The sequence below is a fragment of the Candidatus Doudnabacteria bacterium genome (genome assembly GCA_037200925.1).
Lineage (GTDB): Bacteria > Patescibacteriota > Doudnabacteria > UBA920 > O2-02-FULL-48-8 > JBDTSL01.
This window is the reverse complement of the sequence record JBBCGO010000001.1, coordinates 246,448-260,260: the sequence shown is the minus strand read 5'-3', so window position 1 is coordinate 260,260 and position 13,813 is coordinate 246,448. Positions and strand designations below refer to the sequence as shown.

19 protein-coding genes are annotated in these 13,813 nt (G+C 46.3%); 15 read left to right on the top strand and 4 right to left on the bottom strand.

Going from position 1 to position 13,813, the window contains the following annotated elements:
• Positions 1-297: 297 nt before the first annotated feature.
• From WDN47_01520 to msrA, 3 genes are all read left to right on the top strand, one after another.
• The gene (locus WDN47_01520) at positions 298-588 is read left to right on the top strand and encodes a hypothetical protein (protein ID MEJ0021240.1); all 291 of its coding nucleotides are present in this window, start codon (positions 298-300) and stop codon (positions 586-588) included.
• Between the two features lie 94 nt (positions 589-682).
• A complete protein-coding gene (locus WDN47_01515) occupies positions 683-1,159 on the top strand; it encodes a TspO/MBR family protein (GenBank protein MEJ0021239.1) in 477 nt (158 codons plus the stop codon).
• Positions 1,160-1,163: 4 nt separating this feature from the next.
• Positions 1,164-1,712, top strand: a complete 549-nt coding sequence (gene msrA / locus WDN47_01510; GenBank protein ID MEJ0021238.1) for a peptide-methionine (S)-S-oxide reductase MsrA — start codon at positions 1,164-1,166, stop codon at positions 1,710-1,712.
• Positions 1,713-1,775: 63 nt separating this feature from the next.
• On the opposite strand, the gene WDN47_01505 is transcribed toward msrA, so the two are convergent.
• Both WDN47_01505 and WDN47_01500 read right to left on the bottom strand, forming a co-directional pair.
• Entirely contained in the window at positions 1,776-1,985 is a 210-nt protein-coding gene (locus tag WDN47_01505) for a hypothetical protein (GenBank protein MEJ0021237.1), read from the bottom strand.
• Positions 1,986-1,996: 11 nt separating this feature from the next.
• The gene (locus WDN47_01500) at positions 1,997-2,389 is read right to left on the bottom strand and encodes a hypothetical protein (GenBank protein ID MEJ0021236.1); all 393 of its coding nucleotides are present in this window, start codon (positions 2,387-2,389) and stop codon (positions 1,997-1,999) included.
• Positions 2,390-2,444: 55 nt separating this feature from the next.
• Here WDN47_01500 and WDN47_01495 point away from each other — a divergent pair, with 55 nt between their 5' ends.
• The gene (locus WDN47_01495) at positions 2,445-3,377 is read left to right on the top strand and encodes a matrixin family metalloprotease (protein ID MEJ0021235.1); all 933 of its coding nucleotides are present in this window, start codon (positions 2,445-2,447) and stop codon (positions 3,375-3,377) included.
• A gap of 39 nt (positions 3,378-3,416) precedes the next feature.
• On the opposite strand, the gene WDN47_01490 is transcribed toward WDN47_01495, so the two are convergent.
• Positions 3,417-3,986, bottom strand: coding sequence for a hypothetical protein (locus WDN47_01490; GenBank protein MEJ0021234.1), 570 nt, complete (start codon positions 3,984-3,986; stop codon positions 3,417-3,419).
• 127 nt (positions 3,987-4,113) lie between these two features.
• Positions 4,114-4,473 carry a hypothetical protein gene (locus WDN47_01485; GenBank protein MEJ0021233.1) on the bottom strand — a complete coding sequence of 120 codons (360 nt, stop codon included), beginning with the start codon at positions 4,471-4,473 and terminating at the stop codon, positions 4,114-4,116.
• Positions 4,474-4,561: 88 nt separating this feature from the next.
• Between WDN47_01485 and WDN47_01480 the strand changes: the two genes are divergently transcribed.
• From WDN47_01480 to pyrH, 11 genes are all read left to right on the top strand, one after another.
• Positions 4,562-5,263, top strand: coding sequence for a DNA alkylation repair protein (locus tag WDN47_01480; GenBank protein ID MEJ0021232.1), 702 nt, complete (start codon positions 4,562-4,564; stop codon positions 5,261-5,263).
• Between the two features lie 34 nt (positions 5,264-5,297).
• Positions 5,298-5,756 carry a histidine phosphatase family protein gene (locus tag WDN47_01475; GenBank protein ID MEJ0021231.1) on the top strand — a complete coding sequence of 153 codons (459 nt, stop codon included), beginning with the start codon at positions 5,298-5,300 and terminating at the stop codon, positions 5,754-5,756.
• A gap of 69 nt (positions 5,757-5,825) precedes the next feature.
• Positions 5,826-7,286, top strand: coding sequence for a lysine--tRNA ligase (gene lysS, locus WDN47_01470; GenBank protein ID MEJ0021230.1), 1,461 nt, complete (start codon positions 5,826-5,828; stop codon positions 7,284-7,286).
• Complete coding sequence (locus tag WDN47_01465) at positions 7,283-7,594, top strand: hypothetical protein (protein MEJ0021229.1); 312 nt, start codon at positions 7,283-7,285, stop codon at positions 7,592-7,594. The genes lysS and WDN47_01465 overlap by 4 nt, the downstream gene beginning before the upstream one ends.
• A complete protein-coding gene (locus WDN47_01460; protein MEJ0021228.1) occupies positions 7,591-8,145 on the top strand; it encodes an HDIG domain-containing metalloprotein in 555 nt (184 codons plus the stop codon). Before WDN47_01465 ends, WDN47_01460 begins: the two co-directional genes overlap by 4 nt.
• A 17-nt stretch (positions 8,146-8,162) precedes the next feature.
• A complete protein-coding gene (locus WDN47_01455) occupies positions 8,163-8,744 on the top strand; it encodes a non-canonical purine NTP pyrophosphatase (protein ID MEJ0021227.1) in 582 nt (193 codons plus the stop codon).
• A 6-nt stretch (positions 8,745-8,750) separates the two neighbouring features.
• Positions 8,751-10,052: a serine--tRNA ligase gene (gene serS / locus WDN47_01450; GenBank protein MEJ0021226.1), complete on the top strand. Its 1,302-nt coding sequence runs from the start codon at positions 8,751-8,753 to the stop codon at positions 10,050-10,052.
• Positions 10,052-11,140 carry an alanine racemase gene (gene alr, locus WDN47_01445; GenBank protein ID MEJ0021225.1) on the top strand — a complete coding sequence of 363 codons (1,089 nt, stop codon included), beginning with the start codon at positions 10,052-10,054 and terminating at the stop codon, positions 11,138-11,140. The genes serS and alr overlap by 1 nt, the downstream gene beginning before the upstream one ends.
• Positions 11,137-12,168, top strand: a complete 1,032-nt coding sequence (locus tag WDN47_01440) for a D-alanine--D-alanine ligase (protein ID MEJ0021224.1) — start codon at positions 11,137-11,139, stop codon at positions 12,166-12,168. Before alr ends, WDN47_01440 begins: the two co-directional genes overlap by 4 nt.
• 5 nt (positions 12,169-12,173) lie before the next feature.
• Positions 12,174-13,136 (top strand): FtsQ-type POTRA domain-containing protein, encoded by a 963-nt coding sequence (locus WDN47_01435; GenBank protein MEJ0021223.1) that lies wholly within the window; start codon positions 12,174-12,176, stop codon positions 13,134-13,136.
• On the top strand, positions 13,123-13,812 hold the full coding sequence (gene pyrH / locus WDN47_01430) for a UMP kinase (GenBank protein ID MEJ0021222.1): 690 nt from the start codon (positions 13,123-13,125) through the stop codon (positions 13,810-13,812). The genes WDN47_01435 and pyrH overlap by 14 nt, the downstream gene beginning before the upstream one ends.
• Position 13,813: the final 1 nt, after the last annotated feature.

Here is a 13,813-nt window from a genome sequence, read left to right as displayed (position 1 = left end):
TTGACTAAAGTTATGAGTAATAAAAAGTTATCCGTGTTCTTTTGGTTTATTGCGGTCCTGCCCTTAGTGTTAATTTGCATCAATAGTTTTGTTTTAAAAAATCAATCATGGAATTTAGATTATCTAAATACAATAACGTTTATCTTAGCCATTGTATCTTTAGTTGGCTCTATTATTAGTTTTTTTGTAAGTATTAGGAACCGACATAGATTAATAAGTGCTTTGTCTAGTATAGTTTTTTTAATTAGTATATTAGTGTTATTTTTTGGTTATATATTTTCTAACTTCGGTTTCTAAATGTTAAACAATAAGATTACTTGGATTTTTTTGCTTTTAGTTCTTTTACCAAATATCGTATTTTGGGGCTCTCCAGTACTGGAAAATTATTTTAAAGGATTTTATGTTACAGACTACAATGGATTCTTCTTTACCATTTTATTTATACCGATTATAGGTTCAATTTTTATGTTTTGGGTTAGTGTTAAACACAAGAACGATTGGGCTAAAGCAACGAGTGCTGTTTTATTTCTTATTGCTTTATTAATGTTTTTCTTTGTTAAAGGAATGTCTAGTCTGTCCATTGGATAGCACTGATTCAAACAAAAATGAAAAGCATTAGCCAATACTATTTTTGACTCCCTGTCTGCCGTGGGGTATAATTAAACCAAATTAACCGGCAAAAATGAAATTAAATTACATTATAATCCCTTTAATAACCGCGCTGGTGGCGCTTTCCGGCAGTGAGTTTGTTGAGATAGGCTTGAAAAGCTGGTATAAGAGGCTTCAGCTGCCGGATATAGCGCCTGATGGCATCACGATAGGCCGGGTCTGGACCGGGATATATGTTCTGACCGCTATTTCTGTGATGATCATCTGGAATTCCAGCGACATCGCGCACAGCGATCCGATATTCATTTATACTATCGGACTTTTTGTACTGAACGGGGTCATGAATGTTTTCTGGAATTTTTTATTTTTCACCCTGCATCTGACCGGGCTGGCAACAGTGGAATCCACCGCCCTGGGTCTGTCCGTGCTGGCGCTGATTTTGCTTGCATATCCGGTTTCGATGCCGGCCTCGCTTCTGCTCCTGCCGTATTTTGCGTGGGTTTGCTTTACTACTTATTTGAATTACAACATCTGGGAATTAAATAAATAAGTTAATGCCAGACAAAAAATTGGAAACTGCGGTATTCGGCGGCGGGTGCTTTTGGTGCACGGAAGCTATTTTCACGCGCCTGAAAGGCGTGGAATCCGTGGAATCCGGCTATGCCGGCGGACACACTGATAATCCGACTTATGAGCAGGTCAGCGCGGGCAACACCGGGCATGCGGAAGCCATCAAGATCGAGTTTGATCCGAAGGTCGTAAAGTTTGCGGATCTTTTGAATGTGTTCTTCGGCACGCATGATCCGACCACACTGAACCGCCAGGGCGATGATGTGGGCGAGCAGTACCGCTCCGCGGTTTTTTATATGACTGCCGAGCAAAAAACCGAAGCCGAACAATTCATCAAAAAACTTGAAGATGACGAGACTTTCGACGATCCGATCGTGACCGAAGTTTCGGCTTTGGAAAAATTTTGGCCGGCGGAAAGCTATCACCAGCGCTATTATGAGCAGAATAAGAACAAAGCCTATTGCCAGTTTGTCATAAATCCGAAGATCGCCAAACTGCGGCAAAAATTCGCGCCGCTTCTGAAACCGGAATAAATCCGGATAAAAAGAAAAGCCTCAAGCGATGCTTGAGACCTGTGATTATCAGAATAGTCAACCCTAAGCTTTCCAATCCGTAATGTAGTTGACGGGCACGCTTATCGGGTCGCCCGGGATTTTCAGCGGTTCCCCATAGGGGCTATTGTCGTGTTTCAGCAGGAAGAAACTTTTGTCCTTGCGGATGATCGCGATGTGGGCGCGGACATTTCCTGCCGGTTCGAGGAGTACGAATATCTGCCCGTCGGGGATCTGGCTGAGCAAGGGTGTCATGCGGGATGTTCTCAGAATTCGACATGCGGCAGATCGTGGTCATTGAACGATTCGTCGGTGCTCATGTAGACCAACGCAATGGCCCGGATGGCCGTCTGATCCGCCGAACTGGTCTGTTCTTTTGTCTCAGTGTCCAGGACCACGAACTTGGACGCAACGATCATGTCCCGGCATTGATACTCAAGCAGATCGACATGTTCCGGATCCGGCAGCGGGAACGCCACGAAGTGCCGTTCCTTGATATCCCGGCGTGCGACCAGGTAGAGCTGGCGGCGCCCTTTGTTCCAAAGCCGGCGGACTTCCTTAAATGCCTTGTCCCAGGAATCCAGCTCTTCGGATCGTTCCAGTGTATGCCTTTCAGTCGAGATGGCATGCGAGAGAGTGGTTTTAGCCCCGCGCTTCATGTTCATCCTCCCATGTGTTCGGTATTTAACAGTATATTATCCGATTAGCAGATAAATGTCAAAATACAAGAATTTAATTATATTTTTTATTTTTATTGTTCTGGCCGCGGCAGGCGGTGTTTTTTATTATCAGTCAAAAAATCTGCATCTGTTTGCCAAACCCTGCACGGCTCCGATCACTTACTCCATCGGAACATTTGATCCCAAGTTCGGCGTAACGCAGCAGAAATTTTTGGATGACGTGAACCAGGCAGTCCAGATCTGGGATATGCCGATCAGTAAAGACCTGTTCCAGTATTCTGCGGCCGGCAAGCTGAAGATCAATCTGGTTTATGACTATCGCCAGGAGGCGACGGACAAATTGCGGGCGCTGGGCCTGACCATCGACGATTCGCAGTCGTCTTACAATACGCTGAAGGCGCGTTATGATTCTTTGAGCGCGGACGATAAGGTCCGGAAGCAAAAACTCGATGCCGATACAGCCTCATACGAAAAACAGCGCGCCGCTTATGAGCAGCAGGTGAATTATTGGAATTCCAACGGCGGGGCTGACCGCCAAACCGCAGCGCAATTGAATGCCCAGCGCGACCAGCTCAATGCGCAGGCCGCTCAGATCAACCAGGAAAAAGACCAGTTTAATGCAATTGTTGACCAGATCAATGCTTTGGCCAGCACGCTGAACCGGATCGGGTCCGCGCTTAATTTGAATGTGTCGCAATATAACACGGTAGGCCAAAGCCGCGGGCAGGAATTTGAAGAAGGCTTGTATAAGTCCGATTCATCGGGCAATGAAATTGACATTTATGAATTTGACAATCAAAACCAGCTGATCCGGGTTTTGGCTCACGAGCTCGGTCATGCTTTAGGGCTTTCTCACATCAATACCAACCCTGAGGCCATCATGTATTATCTGAACCAGGGCAAAAATGAAAAATTGACGGCAGAAGATATCTCTGCGGTCAAACAATTGTGCGGTATCAACAATTAGGTTTTTTTGAAAAAAATAAAGCGCAAACTTGATGAATGTTCACGCTTTTTCTTTACGCACGTAAAGCCAGACGAGATTAGCCGTGAGGAAGAAAACCCTTTTCAGGCGATCATGGCCAAGCAAGTCGACATCAACTTTCAGGTATTCTTCCGCCACAAGCCTCATCGCCGCCAATCCCAGTTGTTCTCGCTGATCGTGGGATGACCAGAGGATCTTTTTTTCCAGCGCTGCCCGCTCCAGATTCACCGGCGGCAGGGGCGCAGGCCGGAAATACCCGTAGAGTCCTAGCGTCCAGAAATTGCTGCGGATGTGCTTCTTCGTCGCTTCTTGGTAGGCGAGTTCCCCTGGCCGGGTTCTGTGGACAATTCGCTGATAGGACTCCAGTTCATTATCCAGTCCGTTCATCAGCGCCGTCCAGCTGACCCCGACCCACTGATCTTTCTTGTAGCAGAATTCGAGCAGGCGGCGCACGAGCTCATCTCTGGCTTCATCCGTTCTCTCGAAAAGCTGACGTACATCCAGGCGGGACGGCAGGACCTCGCGCGGCGGGAATCCGCAGACAGGCTCCTCCATTACGTACAATCCGGAATTGCCGAGCTGCTCCAGCATACAACCTCCCGGCCATCATGGCCGTGTTGTCCTCTTTTGAAATCATATAATTATTCTATATTCCGGCTGTTCTTGTCAATCTCGAAGATATCGCTAAAAAGAAAAACGCGAAGATCAATCTTGCGCGTTAATTAGTGGAACGTTGTGAGGGTTGCTCGCCGTGAAGCTCCGTGAAAAGCAGCATGGTTATCTGATAATAGCTGTTTAGAACGTCAGGCTTCCGCAGATGGCGTTCTTTTTGATGTTCGGCAATGGCCTCGATTCTTTCCGGAAGCCTTGAGTCGCTAATTTCGCGGCAAAAGAACTGGTAGTCGCTGCTGCTGATGGCTTTTTCGAGCTTGCAGGTCTCAAGCAGATAAGAAGCACCGGCTTTGGAGTAGACCGGGACAACCGCGATTGCTCTGCTGTTGTCGATGAAGAAAAAATAGCAATCGTTGCAGCAAGAGCACTTGCTGAAGGTCAAGATCTTACCCCGTGGCATCTCCATGGTCTCCTCCTTCAGATTAAATGGTAGACTAAATAAAGCCGTAAATCAAATAATTGAACTTCATAGCATGGGAGCGTATAGTATGGATATGAATAATTTGACCGCGCTTAAGAATGAAATAAAAAAACAGGGCAATCCGAAAAAGGCAAAGATCCTGGCCGGGTTTTTTAAAACGGGCAAAGGGCATTATGGCGAAGGCGACATATTCGCCGGCATTAAGGTGCCGCAGAGCCGCCAGCTGGCGCTGAAATATAAACATCTAAGTCTTGTTGATGTTAAAAAGTTATTGGCTTCAAAAATCCACGAAGAACGGCTGATAGCGCTTTTGATCCTCGTCCATAATTTCGAACATGGCAGCAAGGCTGAGAAGACAAAGATCTACAAATTTTATTTGAATTCAGCCAAATTCGTGAACAACTGGGACCTGGTGGATTTGTCTGCAGACAAGATAGTTGGGGAATACCTTTTAAATAGACCCAAAGCAATTCTGAACAAACTGGCGCGGTCTGAAAACTTGTGGGAGCGGCGGATCGCCATGGTTGCCACATATCAATTTATAAAAAATCATCAGTTTGCCAAAACTTTGGAAATTGCCAAGAAGCTTCTTTCCGACAGGCATGACCTGATCCACAAGGCAGTCGGCTGGATGCTAAGGGAAGTCGGCAAAAGCGATGAAAAAACTTTGGTTCAATTTTTGGATAAATATCGGCAACAGATGCCGCGGACAACGCTTCGGTATGCCATTGAGCGGTTTCCCGAAAGACGGAGAAGAGGATACCTGGCCAGATAACAGTTTTTGTCTACAACCAAATACGAGGATGATCATGGAAAAGTTGATTTTGGTGCGTCACGGATTTTATAAGCATGAGCATGGCTTGGATCTGGGACTTTTCCCCGAGTGGATTGAGATCACGTCTGATCTGGGGAAAAAGCTGCAGCCTTTTGCTCCATCAGGCAAGTGTGTGCGGATCCTGACCTCGCCGTTTAGGCGGTGCGTGGAGACCGGCCAGATCCTGGCTAAAGTGCTGGGCACAGAGCCGTCAGCACACAAAGAACTGCAGACACCTACACGAGCCTTCGAGCTGATCAAGAAATTGTCCGCTTCGGCCGAAGTAGTGATCGCGGTTTTGCAAAACGACCACCCTTACAAGGTGGCAGAAGAGGTGATGGTCAACAGGGGAAAACCAAAACCGGGATTTTTCAACATCAGGCATGCCGAGGCGGCGGTTATTGATTGGGGTTCGTGCGCAATCAAGATCATAAGCCCGGAAAGCAGCGGGTGAGCTTACTAAGTTCGCCTTTTTTATTTTTGCCGAGATTATGGTATAATATGTTACAGTTAATCTCTACAAATGACAGAAAAAACAGAAGAATTACGCAAGGTTCGCTTAGAAAAACTGGAGCAACTCAAAACAGCCGGAATTGAACCATATCCGGTGAGTGTTGAGCTTACCGAAAGCATTGGAGAAGCAATCGCCGATTTTGAGAAACTTTCACAAGAAAAAAAACAGGTGATATTGGCGGGCAGGATCCGGTCAATCCGCGGCCATGGAAAATTGACTTTCGGGAACATTGAAGATGACAGCGGCGCCATTCAGTTTTTGCTTCGTGAAGATCTGTTGGGCGATAAATTTGAGCAATTCAATGCACTTTTTGACATGGGCGATTTTTTGCAGGCCTCAGGCACTCTGGCGCTTTCAAAATCAGGCGAGAAAACCCTGGAAGTCTCGGATTACAAGCTTCTGGCCAAATCTTTGCGCCCGGTGCCCCAAAATTATTTTGGCCTGAAGGATCTGGAAGTCAAACTGCGTAAGCGTTACCTGGACCTGATCGCCAACAAAGATACCCGCGAGCTTTTCCGGAAGAAAGCCTTGTTTTGGCAGACGGTGCGGAATTTTATGGTCAAGCAGGGATTTTTGGAGGTCTGGACGCCTGTTTTGGAAGCAGTGCCGGGAGGGGCTGATGCCGAACCCTTCATTACACACCACAATGCGCTGAACCGGGATTTTTATCTGCGGATCTCTTTGGAGTTGCCGTTAAAGCGGCTACTGGTCGGGGGTTTTGATAAAGTATTTGAGATCGGGCGCCTGTTTCGCAACGAGGGAATTGACCGCGAGCATTTGCAGGAATATGACGATATGGAATTTTATTGGGCTTATGCTGATTATAAAGACGGCATGAAGCTCGTGGAAAAATTATTCAAACTGGCGGTAAAAAATGTGGCAGGTGTTATGGAAACCGAGTACGAAGGCCATAAGATCGACTGGAGCGGGAAGTGGCCTAAGATAGATTATTTTGACATTTTCAAAAAAGAAACAGGTTTGGATCTGAATAAAACCACTGATGAAGAGCTGCACAAAAAGGCGCAGGAGCTTGGCATAGATGAGCCCAAACTTGGCCGCGGCCGGCTGATCGACGCGATTTATAAAAAACTTGTCCGGCCAAAATTGGTCCAGCCCGCTTTCCTGATAGGACACCCGGTGGAGATCTCGCCTTTGGCAAAAGTGGACCCGAAAAATCCCAAAAAAGTCCTGCGCTTCCAGGTTTTGGCCGCGAAAACAGAACTGGGCAACGGCTGGTCTGAGGTCAATGACCCGCAATACCAGATGATGCGATTCCAAGAGCAGATGAAATTGCGGGCCGCAGGCGATAAGGAAGCCCAGATGCTGGATGAGGATTATGTGGAAGCGCTGGAATACGGCATGCCGCCGGCTGTGGGATTTGGCGTCAGCGAGCGGCTGTTTGCGGTCCTGATGAACAAAGCCATGCGCGAAACCGTGATCTTCCCGCCGATGAAAGAAGAAGAAAAATGAGATCAGGTGAGTCACTATTAAAAAATCCTTATGAGTTTGAGGGACAAACTGCGGAAGGATTTGAGAACGGAAAAATCCCTGAAAGCATAACTGTTGACGGTGTAACTTTTGAACGGGGATTTACGGAAGAAAAGACCGGAAATATTTTTTACACCCGGGTTATAGAAAATTCAACCTACAGGGAAGCTTTGTTGGTTGACAAGCAAGGGAAGATCCTAAAACATAAGCTTCCTCCGGATAAAGACTCAGGTACGATTTTTAGCGAACAAGGCACAAATGATGATCTGCGAGATATATATCCACAATGACCAGGCAAGAAGCGCTGAATTTGCTGTCTGAGCATATTACCAATCCGAATCTCATCCGCCACAATGTCGCTGTGGGATTCATTATGAAAGCGCTGGCGGAAAAATTCGGGGAAAATCAGGATGACTGGGAACTGACCGGAATGCTGCACGACCTGGATTGGGAAAAGACGAAAGATAATTTTAAGAATCATACGAAAGTGTCCAAAGAAATTCTGGAAAAAACTGACCTGAAACCCGAGATCATTAATGCAATTTATGTTCATAATTGGGTGCATGAGATAAAACCGGAAACGCTTTTGGAAAAAACCTTGTATTGCGTTGAGGAACTATCCGGGTTGATCACTGCAGCGGCCCTGGTCCAGCCGGACAAGAAATTGGCATCCGTGACCGCTGAATCGGTTCTAAAAAAATTCAAGCAGAAAAGCTTTGCCGCTGGCGTGAACCGCGAGATCATTATGCTTTGCAAGGACTACATTAATATGGATTTGCCGGAATTGGTTGAGATCTCATTGAATGCTATGAAAGAACACTCAAGCGAAATAGGTTTATAAATTTAATTAATTATTTTATGTCTAAAAAGATACTTATTGGCACGGGAAATCCGGCGAAGGTCGGGACCTATAAAAAGCTTTTAAAAAATCTGGATTTGGAAATTGTTTCGGCAAAAGATCTGAATATCGAAGCTCCCGAAGAGAAAGCGAAAAGTTTTGAAGAGGAAGCGATCAAGAAAGCCGAATTTTATTTTAAAAGATCGGGAATCCCCGTTATAGTAGATGATGGCGGTTTTGAGATCGAAGTTCTGAATAATGAGCCCGGGATAAAAAGCCGCCGCTGGATCGGCCGGGAGATGACCGACGAGGAGGTTATTTCAGAAGTATTTAAGCGCATGCAAGGCCAAACCAACAGAAATGCCAGGCACCGGATCGTAGTGGCTTTGGCTACGCCATTTGGAATTTTTACATCCGAGAGCGAAGTAATCGGGATTGTACCTGAAAAACCGAGTGAAAAAAGATGGCCGGATTATCCGTACAATTCGGTAATGTATCTGCCGAATTATCAGAAATATTGGGGCGATCTGTTGGATGAGAACGATATAGTCAATCATCGTGCGTACGCGCTGGAAAAAATAAAAGATGTAATTAGCGATTAGAATAATATGCTGGACATAAAATTCATCAGAGAGAATGCGGATAAGGTCAAACAGGCTGTAAAGAATAAAAAAGCCACTGCCAATATTGATCATTTGCTTTCATTGGACGATCAAAGAAGGAAGCTGACGGTTAAAATTGAGGATCTGCGCGCCAAAAGAAATGAGATCACCCAAAAGCTCAAAGCCGGCAAGGATGATGAACTGATAAAACAAAGCAAATCTCTGAAAGATGAACTGGGAAAATTTGAACTGGAGTTTGAGGAGATCGACAAGCAATGGACCTCTGAGATGCTGAAAGTGCCTAATATTCCCTGGCCTGATGTGCCGGTAGGCAAGGACGAAAGAGAAAATGAAATTGTATTCACCTGGGGCGCGCCGCGAAAATTTGATTTTGAGCCGAAAGACCATGTTCAATTGGGGAAAGAATTGAACATGATTGATATCGAGTCCGCTGCGAAAGTTGCGGGCAGCAGGTTCGGCTATATTTTGGGTGCTGCGGCGCAGCTGCAGTTCGCATTGATGAATTTTGTGTTTGAGACTTTGACGAATGAAAAGATCCTGAAAAAAATTGCCGGCTCGGTTGAAAAAGGCTATTCTCACAAACCGTTCATTCCGATAGTGCCGCCGGTGATGATCAAACCCGACGTCTACGTAAAAACTTCCAGGCTCAGCGAAGAAGATAAAGAAGAGCGCTATTATCTGCAGCAGGATGATCTGTATCTGATCGGCAGTGCCGAGCACAGCCTGGTGTCCAAACACATGGATGAAGTTTTGAAAGAAGAGCAATTGCCTTTGCGGTATATCGGCTATTCCACGTCATTCAGGCGGGAATCAGGCTCTTACGGCAAGGACGTGAAAGGGATCTTGCGCGTGCATCAATTCGATAAGCTGGAAATGGAATCGTTCACATCGGCCGAAAATTCGTTTAAAGAGCATCTGTTTTTGATCGCGATCGAAGAATATATCCTGCAGGCTTTGGAACTGCCTTACAGAAAACTTTTGAAGTGCACGGCTGATATCGGCATGCCGAATGCCCGCGGAGTCGATCTGGAAGTCTGGGTCCCGAGCCAGAAAACCTACCGCGAGACCCATACTGCGGATCTGATGACCGATTTCCAGGCAAGAAGATTGAACATAAAGGTCAAAACCGGCAAAGACAATGAGCTGGTGCACACGAATGATGCCACTGCTGTGGCTATGCCCAGAACATTGATCGCAATCCTGGAAAACAATCAGGAAGCGGACGGATCGATAAAAGTGCCGAAAGTTTTGCAAAAATATACGGGGTTTTCTGAGATCAAGAAATAATGTCCTCACAAGTCCTGATCAGTAGATCAGCTTTGCTTCACAACCTGCGCGCCTACCGGCGCGCTATTGGTGATACAAAAGTCATGTCAATCGTGAAAAGCAATGCTTACGGCCACGGAATAGCACAGGTTGCATCCGTGATCGAAAAAGAAACCGACTGGTTTGGCGTGGCGTCAGGAAACGAGGCTTTGGAATTGAGAAAAGCCGGAATAAAAAAACCGATCTTGGTTTTAAGCTTTTATTCGGAAGATGAGATATCTGAACTCATAAAAACAAAAGTTTCTTTGGCAGTCTACGATCTGAAACAGGCCAAACTGATCTCCGCAGCTGCCAAAAAATTGAAAAAGATCGCCAATGTCCATTTGAAGGCTGATACAGGCACCTCAAGATTGGGGATATTTCCAAATGAAGTAGCCGGGTTCGCAGATAAGCTTTTGCGCTGGCCGAACATTAAGATCGAAGGAGCGTTCAGCCACTTCGCGGCGTCTGAAGAGAATATGGAGTTTACCGAAAAGCAAAATCATTTGTTTAATGCAGTTATTGAGGAGCTGGAATGGCGGGGCCTGAACCCCATCAAGCATATTGCCTGCACTGCAGCCGGAATTGTCAGCCCTACCAGTCATCATGATATGGTTCGTCTGGGCATCGGGTTATATGGTCTGTGGCCATCCCCTTTGGCTCAAAAAAAAGCGAAATTTGAATTAAAGCCGGTGCTTTCCTGGCAGACACATATTATTCAAGTTAAACAGCTTTCTAAAGGAACTTTTATAGGCTATGACCTGACTTACCAAACCAAGCGTGCAACCAAACTTGCAGTACTTCCTGTCGGATATTACGACGGTTACGACCGCAAGCTTTCGAACACGGGAGAAGTCTTGATCAACGGCAAAAAGTGCAAAGTTTTAGGCCGAGTGTGCATGAATTTGCTCATGGCAGATGCCACGGATGTAAAAAATGTGAAAGCGGGCGATAAGGTCATGCTTGTTTGCGATGAAATTCCGGTCGATGAACTGGCCAAAAAGATCGGCACGAACGATTATGAAGTTGTGGCCAGAATCAATCCCTTGATCCCGAGGATTTTAAAATGACGCAAAAGAAAAAGAAACTGCGAATTGCTCTGATCTTCGGCGGGACTTCCCAGGAGCGGGAAGTGTCTTTGCGGTCCGGAAAAAATGTCGCACAAAACCTTAACTTAAAGAAATACGATATTATACCCGTGGAAATATCCGAGCGCGGCCAGTGGCTGATCAGCAGTCCCGTGATCAAACAAATTGAGGCTTCAGTGCATACAAAGAAAATTTCGTCTAATCGGCAGATCGTTCCGATCGATAAAAATTCGCAGAGCAAGATCGACGTGGCTTTCCTGGCCCTTCACGGACCGGGCGGAGAGGACGGCACCATCCAGGGAGTTTTGGAATCATTGGGCATAAAATATACCGGATCCGGGGTTTTAGCCTCAGCTTTGGCTATGGATAAGGCGAAAACCAAGCGCTTGGTGGCATCAGAGGGCATACTCGTGGCGCCGCATATAATTTTGGAGAAAAATGCGTATCTGAAAGATCCGAAAAAATATTTAAGCAGACTGAAAGGCAAAATCGTGATCAAGCCCAATCGCATCGGCTCCTCGATCGGTGTGACGATAAGTTCCGATAAACTGGAGATCAAAAAAGGAATAGAACAGGCCTTCAAACATGATCAGGAAGTGCTGATCGAGCCTTTCCTGCAAGGCCGCGAATTTACCGTGCCGGTTTTGGGCAACAGAAAGGTTATGGCACTGCCTGTGATTGAAATAGTCCCGAAGGTTTCAGAATTTTTTGATTACCGGGCAAAGTATGAAACAGGCGGTTCGGACGAGATCGTGCCGGCCCCAATTCCCAAGAATCTGGCGAATCGACTGCAGGCGATCGCATTGGAAGCGCATAAACTGCTGGGTTGCAAAGGAATCACCCGCACTGATCTTATTGTTACCGGTAAAGAACAGATTTATTTCCTGGAGATCAACACTATTCCCGGGCTCACAGCTAACTCTCTGACTCCTAAATCGGCCCGGGCCGCAGGCATGTCCTATGCCCAGCTTTTGGACAAGCTGATCTATCTGGCTTTAGACAAAGAATAACTTCTATGCAGATTTTTTCCACTCACAGACGAAAATTAGAACCCAAACGACGCTTCGGCGGCAGGGATTTTCGCGATAAGATCAAGTCGGCTGCCAATTTCAAGAGGACTTTTGATCCCAATCCCCGGACTTGGCTGAATAAAATTTTATCCAAAGTCGGTTTAGGTTCCAAATTTTGGCGCGGTATCGCCGTAATTATTTTAATTGTTATTGTTTATTATCTTTTTATCTCTTCCAAGTTTGTCGTGGCCAACGTCTCAGTTTCGGGGAACGTGCAGGTTTCGGCTCAGTTGATCCAGGATGTGATAGCACAGGCCGGACAGTCCCGGTTATTCTTGATTAAAAAAAATAGTTTTTTTCTGATGACGCCGGGACGGATCGATCAGCTGCTGACCACTGCGATCCCGACCATTAAACAAGCCACGAGCCAGAGAATTTGGCCCAACCGGCTTAATATTGAGATCACGGAACGAGTGCCCGGGTTCGTCATCCAGTCAAACGGTAAATATTTTTTGGTGGATGATGAGGGCACCGTGGTTTCGCAGATCGATGACCCGAAAAACATGCTGGTCGTGGTTGACCAGTTGACCGAGGATTTTGCCTCAGGCGAAGTCCTGCCAAATTCAAAACTCGCGGCATTTGTACTGTCTATGAGCCGCCAGTGGAACGGCAAGATAGCGACGGGAATTGCCCAGGTTAAGTTCACCGGCAAGCAAAGCACTGATGTGCAGTTTGTTTCCTCGGAAGGATGGTCGGTGATGTTTGATACCACTCGTTCTGTGGTTACTCAATTGGATGCATTGTCGATATTATTAAATAAACAAATTGCGGCAAAAGACCGCCCGCGCCTGGCCTATATCGACCTAAGGCTGGCCAAATGGGCGTATTATTGCTTTCAAGCCACTCCCTGCAGCCAGCAGGAGCAGCCGGACGCGGCAGGAACCGCGACAACCAATGCCAGCCAATAGCAAAAGATATATCATTTCCCTGGGCGGCTCCTTGATCGTGCCTGACGAGGTAGATGTCGGGTTTTTGAGGGGGTTTAAAGCGGTTATTGAGGCGTTTATAAAAAAAGGCAATAAGTTTCTGGTGATCACGGGGGGCGGCAGAATCGCCCGCCGGTATATTGAGGCGGCAAAGAATTTAGGAGAATTAAATCCCGATGATCTGGATTGGCTTGGAATCCATTCCACGCGTCTGAATGCCCATTTGCTGCGCACGATCTTCCGCAAATATGCGCACCGGAGGATCATTACGAATCCAAACAAGCCGGAGGCCGCTTCTGAGCCTATGATCATTGCAGCAGGTTACAGGCCGGGCTGGTCAACGGATTATGTAGCTGTGCTTTTGGCGCGCGTATATAAAGCGGATACAGTTTTGAATTTAAGCAGTATTGATTATGTGTATGATAAAAATCCCAAAACGCACAAAAATGCCAAACCGATAAAGAATATTTCCTGGAAAGATTTTCGCAAAATTGTCGGCAGCAAGTGGGACCCGGGATTAAATTTGCCGTTTGATCCGGTCGCATCCAAGCTGGCGGAAAAACTGAAACTGAAAGTGATCGTCATGAACGGCAAAAAACTTGATAATTTGAGAAACTTTTTGGCTGCAAAACAATTTAAAGGGACGGTGATCGGTTAAA

What these genes read in the sequence shown, in the direction of transcription:
- WDN47_01520 (MEJ0021240.1), top strand. Translation starts at nt 298, where the DNA reads ATGTTAAACAATAAGATTACTTGGATTTTTTTGCTTTTAGTTCTTTTA.
- WDN47_01515 (MEJ0021239.1), top strand. Translation starts at nt 683, where the DNA reads ATGAAATTAAATTACATTATAATCCCTTTAATAACCGCGCTGGTGGCG.
- msrA (MEJ0021238.1), top strand. Translation starts at nt 1,164, where the DNA reads ATGCCAGACAAAAAATTGGAAACTGCGGTATTCGGCGGCGGGTGCTTT.
- WDN47_01505 (MEJ0021237.1), bottom strand. Translation starts at nt 1,985, where the DNA reads ATGACACCCTTGCTCAGCCAGATCCCCGACGGGCAGATATTCGTACTC.
- WDN47_01500 (MEJ0021236.1), bottom strand. Translation starts at nt 2,389, where the DNA reads ATGAAGCGCGGGGCTAAAACCACTCTCTCGCATGCCATCTCGACTGAA.
- WDN47_01495 (MEJ0021235.1), top strand. Translation starts at nt 2,445, where the DNA reads ATGTCAAAATACAAGAATTTAATTATATTTTTTATTTTTATTGTTCTG.
- WDN47_01490 (MEJ0021234.1), bottom strand. Translation starts at nt 3,986, where the DNA reads ATGCTGGAGCAGCTCGGCAATTCCGGATTGTACGTAATGGAGGAGCCT.
- WDN47_01485 (MEJ0021233.1), bottom strand. Translation starts at nt 4,473, where the DNA reads ATGGAGATGCCACGGGGTAAGATCTTGACCTTCAGCAAGTGCTCTTGC.
- WDN47_01480 (MEJ0021232.1), top strand. Translation starts at nt 4,562, where the DNA reads ATGAATAATTTGACCGCGCTTAAGAATGAAATAAAAAAACAGGGCAAT.
- WDN47_01475 (MEJ0021231.1), top strand. Translation starts at nt 5,298, where the DNA reads ATGGAAAAGTTGATTTTGGTGCGTCACGGATTTTATAAGCATGAGCAT.
- lysS (MEJ0021230.1), top strand. Translation starts at nt 5,826, where the DNA reads ATGACAGAAAAAACAGAAGAATTACGCAAGGTTCGCTTAGAAAAACTG.
- WDN47_01465 (MEJ0021229.1), top strand. Translation starts at nt 7,283, where the DNA reads ATGAGATCAGGTGAGTCACTATTAAAAAATCCTTATGAGTTTGAGGGA.
- WDN47_01460 (MEJ0021228.1), top strand. Translation starts at nt 7,591, where the DNA reads ATGACCAGGCAAGAAGCGCTGAATTTGCTGTCTGAGCATATTACCAAT.
- WDN47_01455 (MEJ0021227.1), top strand. Translation starts at nt 8,163, where the DNA reads ATGTCTAAAAAGATACTTATTGGCACGGGAAATCCGGCGAAGGTCGGG.
- serS (MEJ0021226.1), top strand. Translation starts at nt 8,751, where the DNA reads ATGCTGGACATAAAATTCATCAGAGAGAATGCGGATAAGGTCAAACAG.
- alr (MEJ0021225.1), top strand. Translation starts at nt 10,052, where the DNA reads ATGTCCTCACAAGTCCTGATCAGTAGATCAGCTTTGCTTCACAACCTG.
- WDN47_01440 (MEJ0021224.1), top strand. Translation starts at nt 11,137, where the DNA reads ATGACGCAAAAGAAAAAGAAACTGCGAATTGCTCTGATCTTCGGCGGG.
- WDN47_01435 (MEJ0021223.1), top strand. Translation starts at nt 12,174, where the DNA reads ATGCAGATTTTTTCCACTCACAGACGAAAATTAGAACCCAAACGACGC.
- pyrH (MEJ0021222.1), top strand. Translation starts at nt 13,123, where the DNA reads ATGCCAGCCAATAGCAAAAGATATATCATTTCCCTGGGCGGCTCCTTG.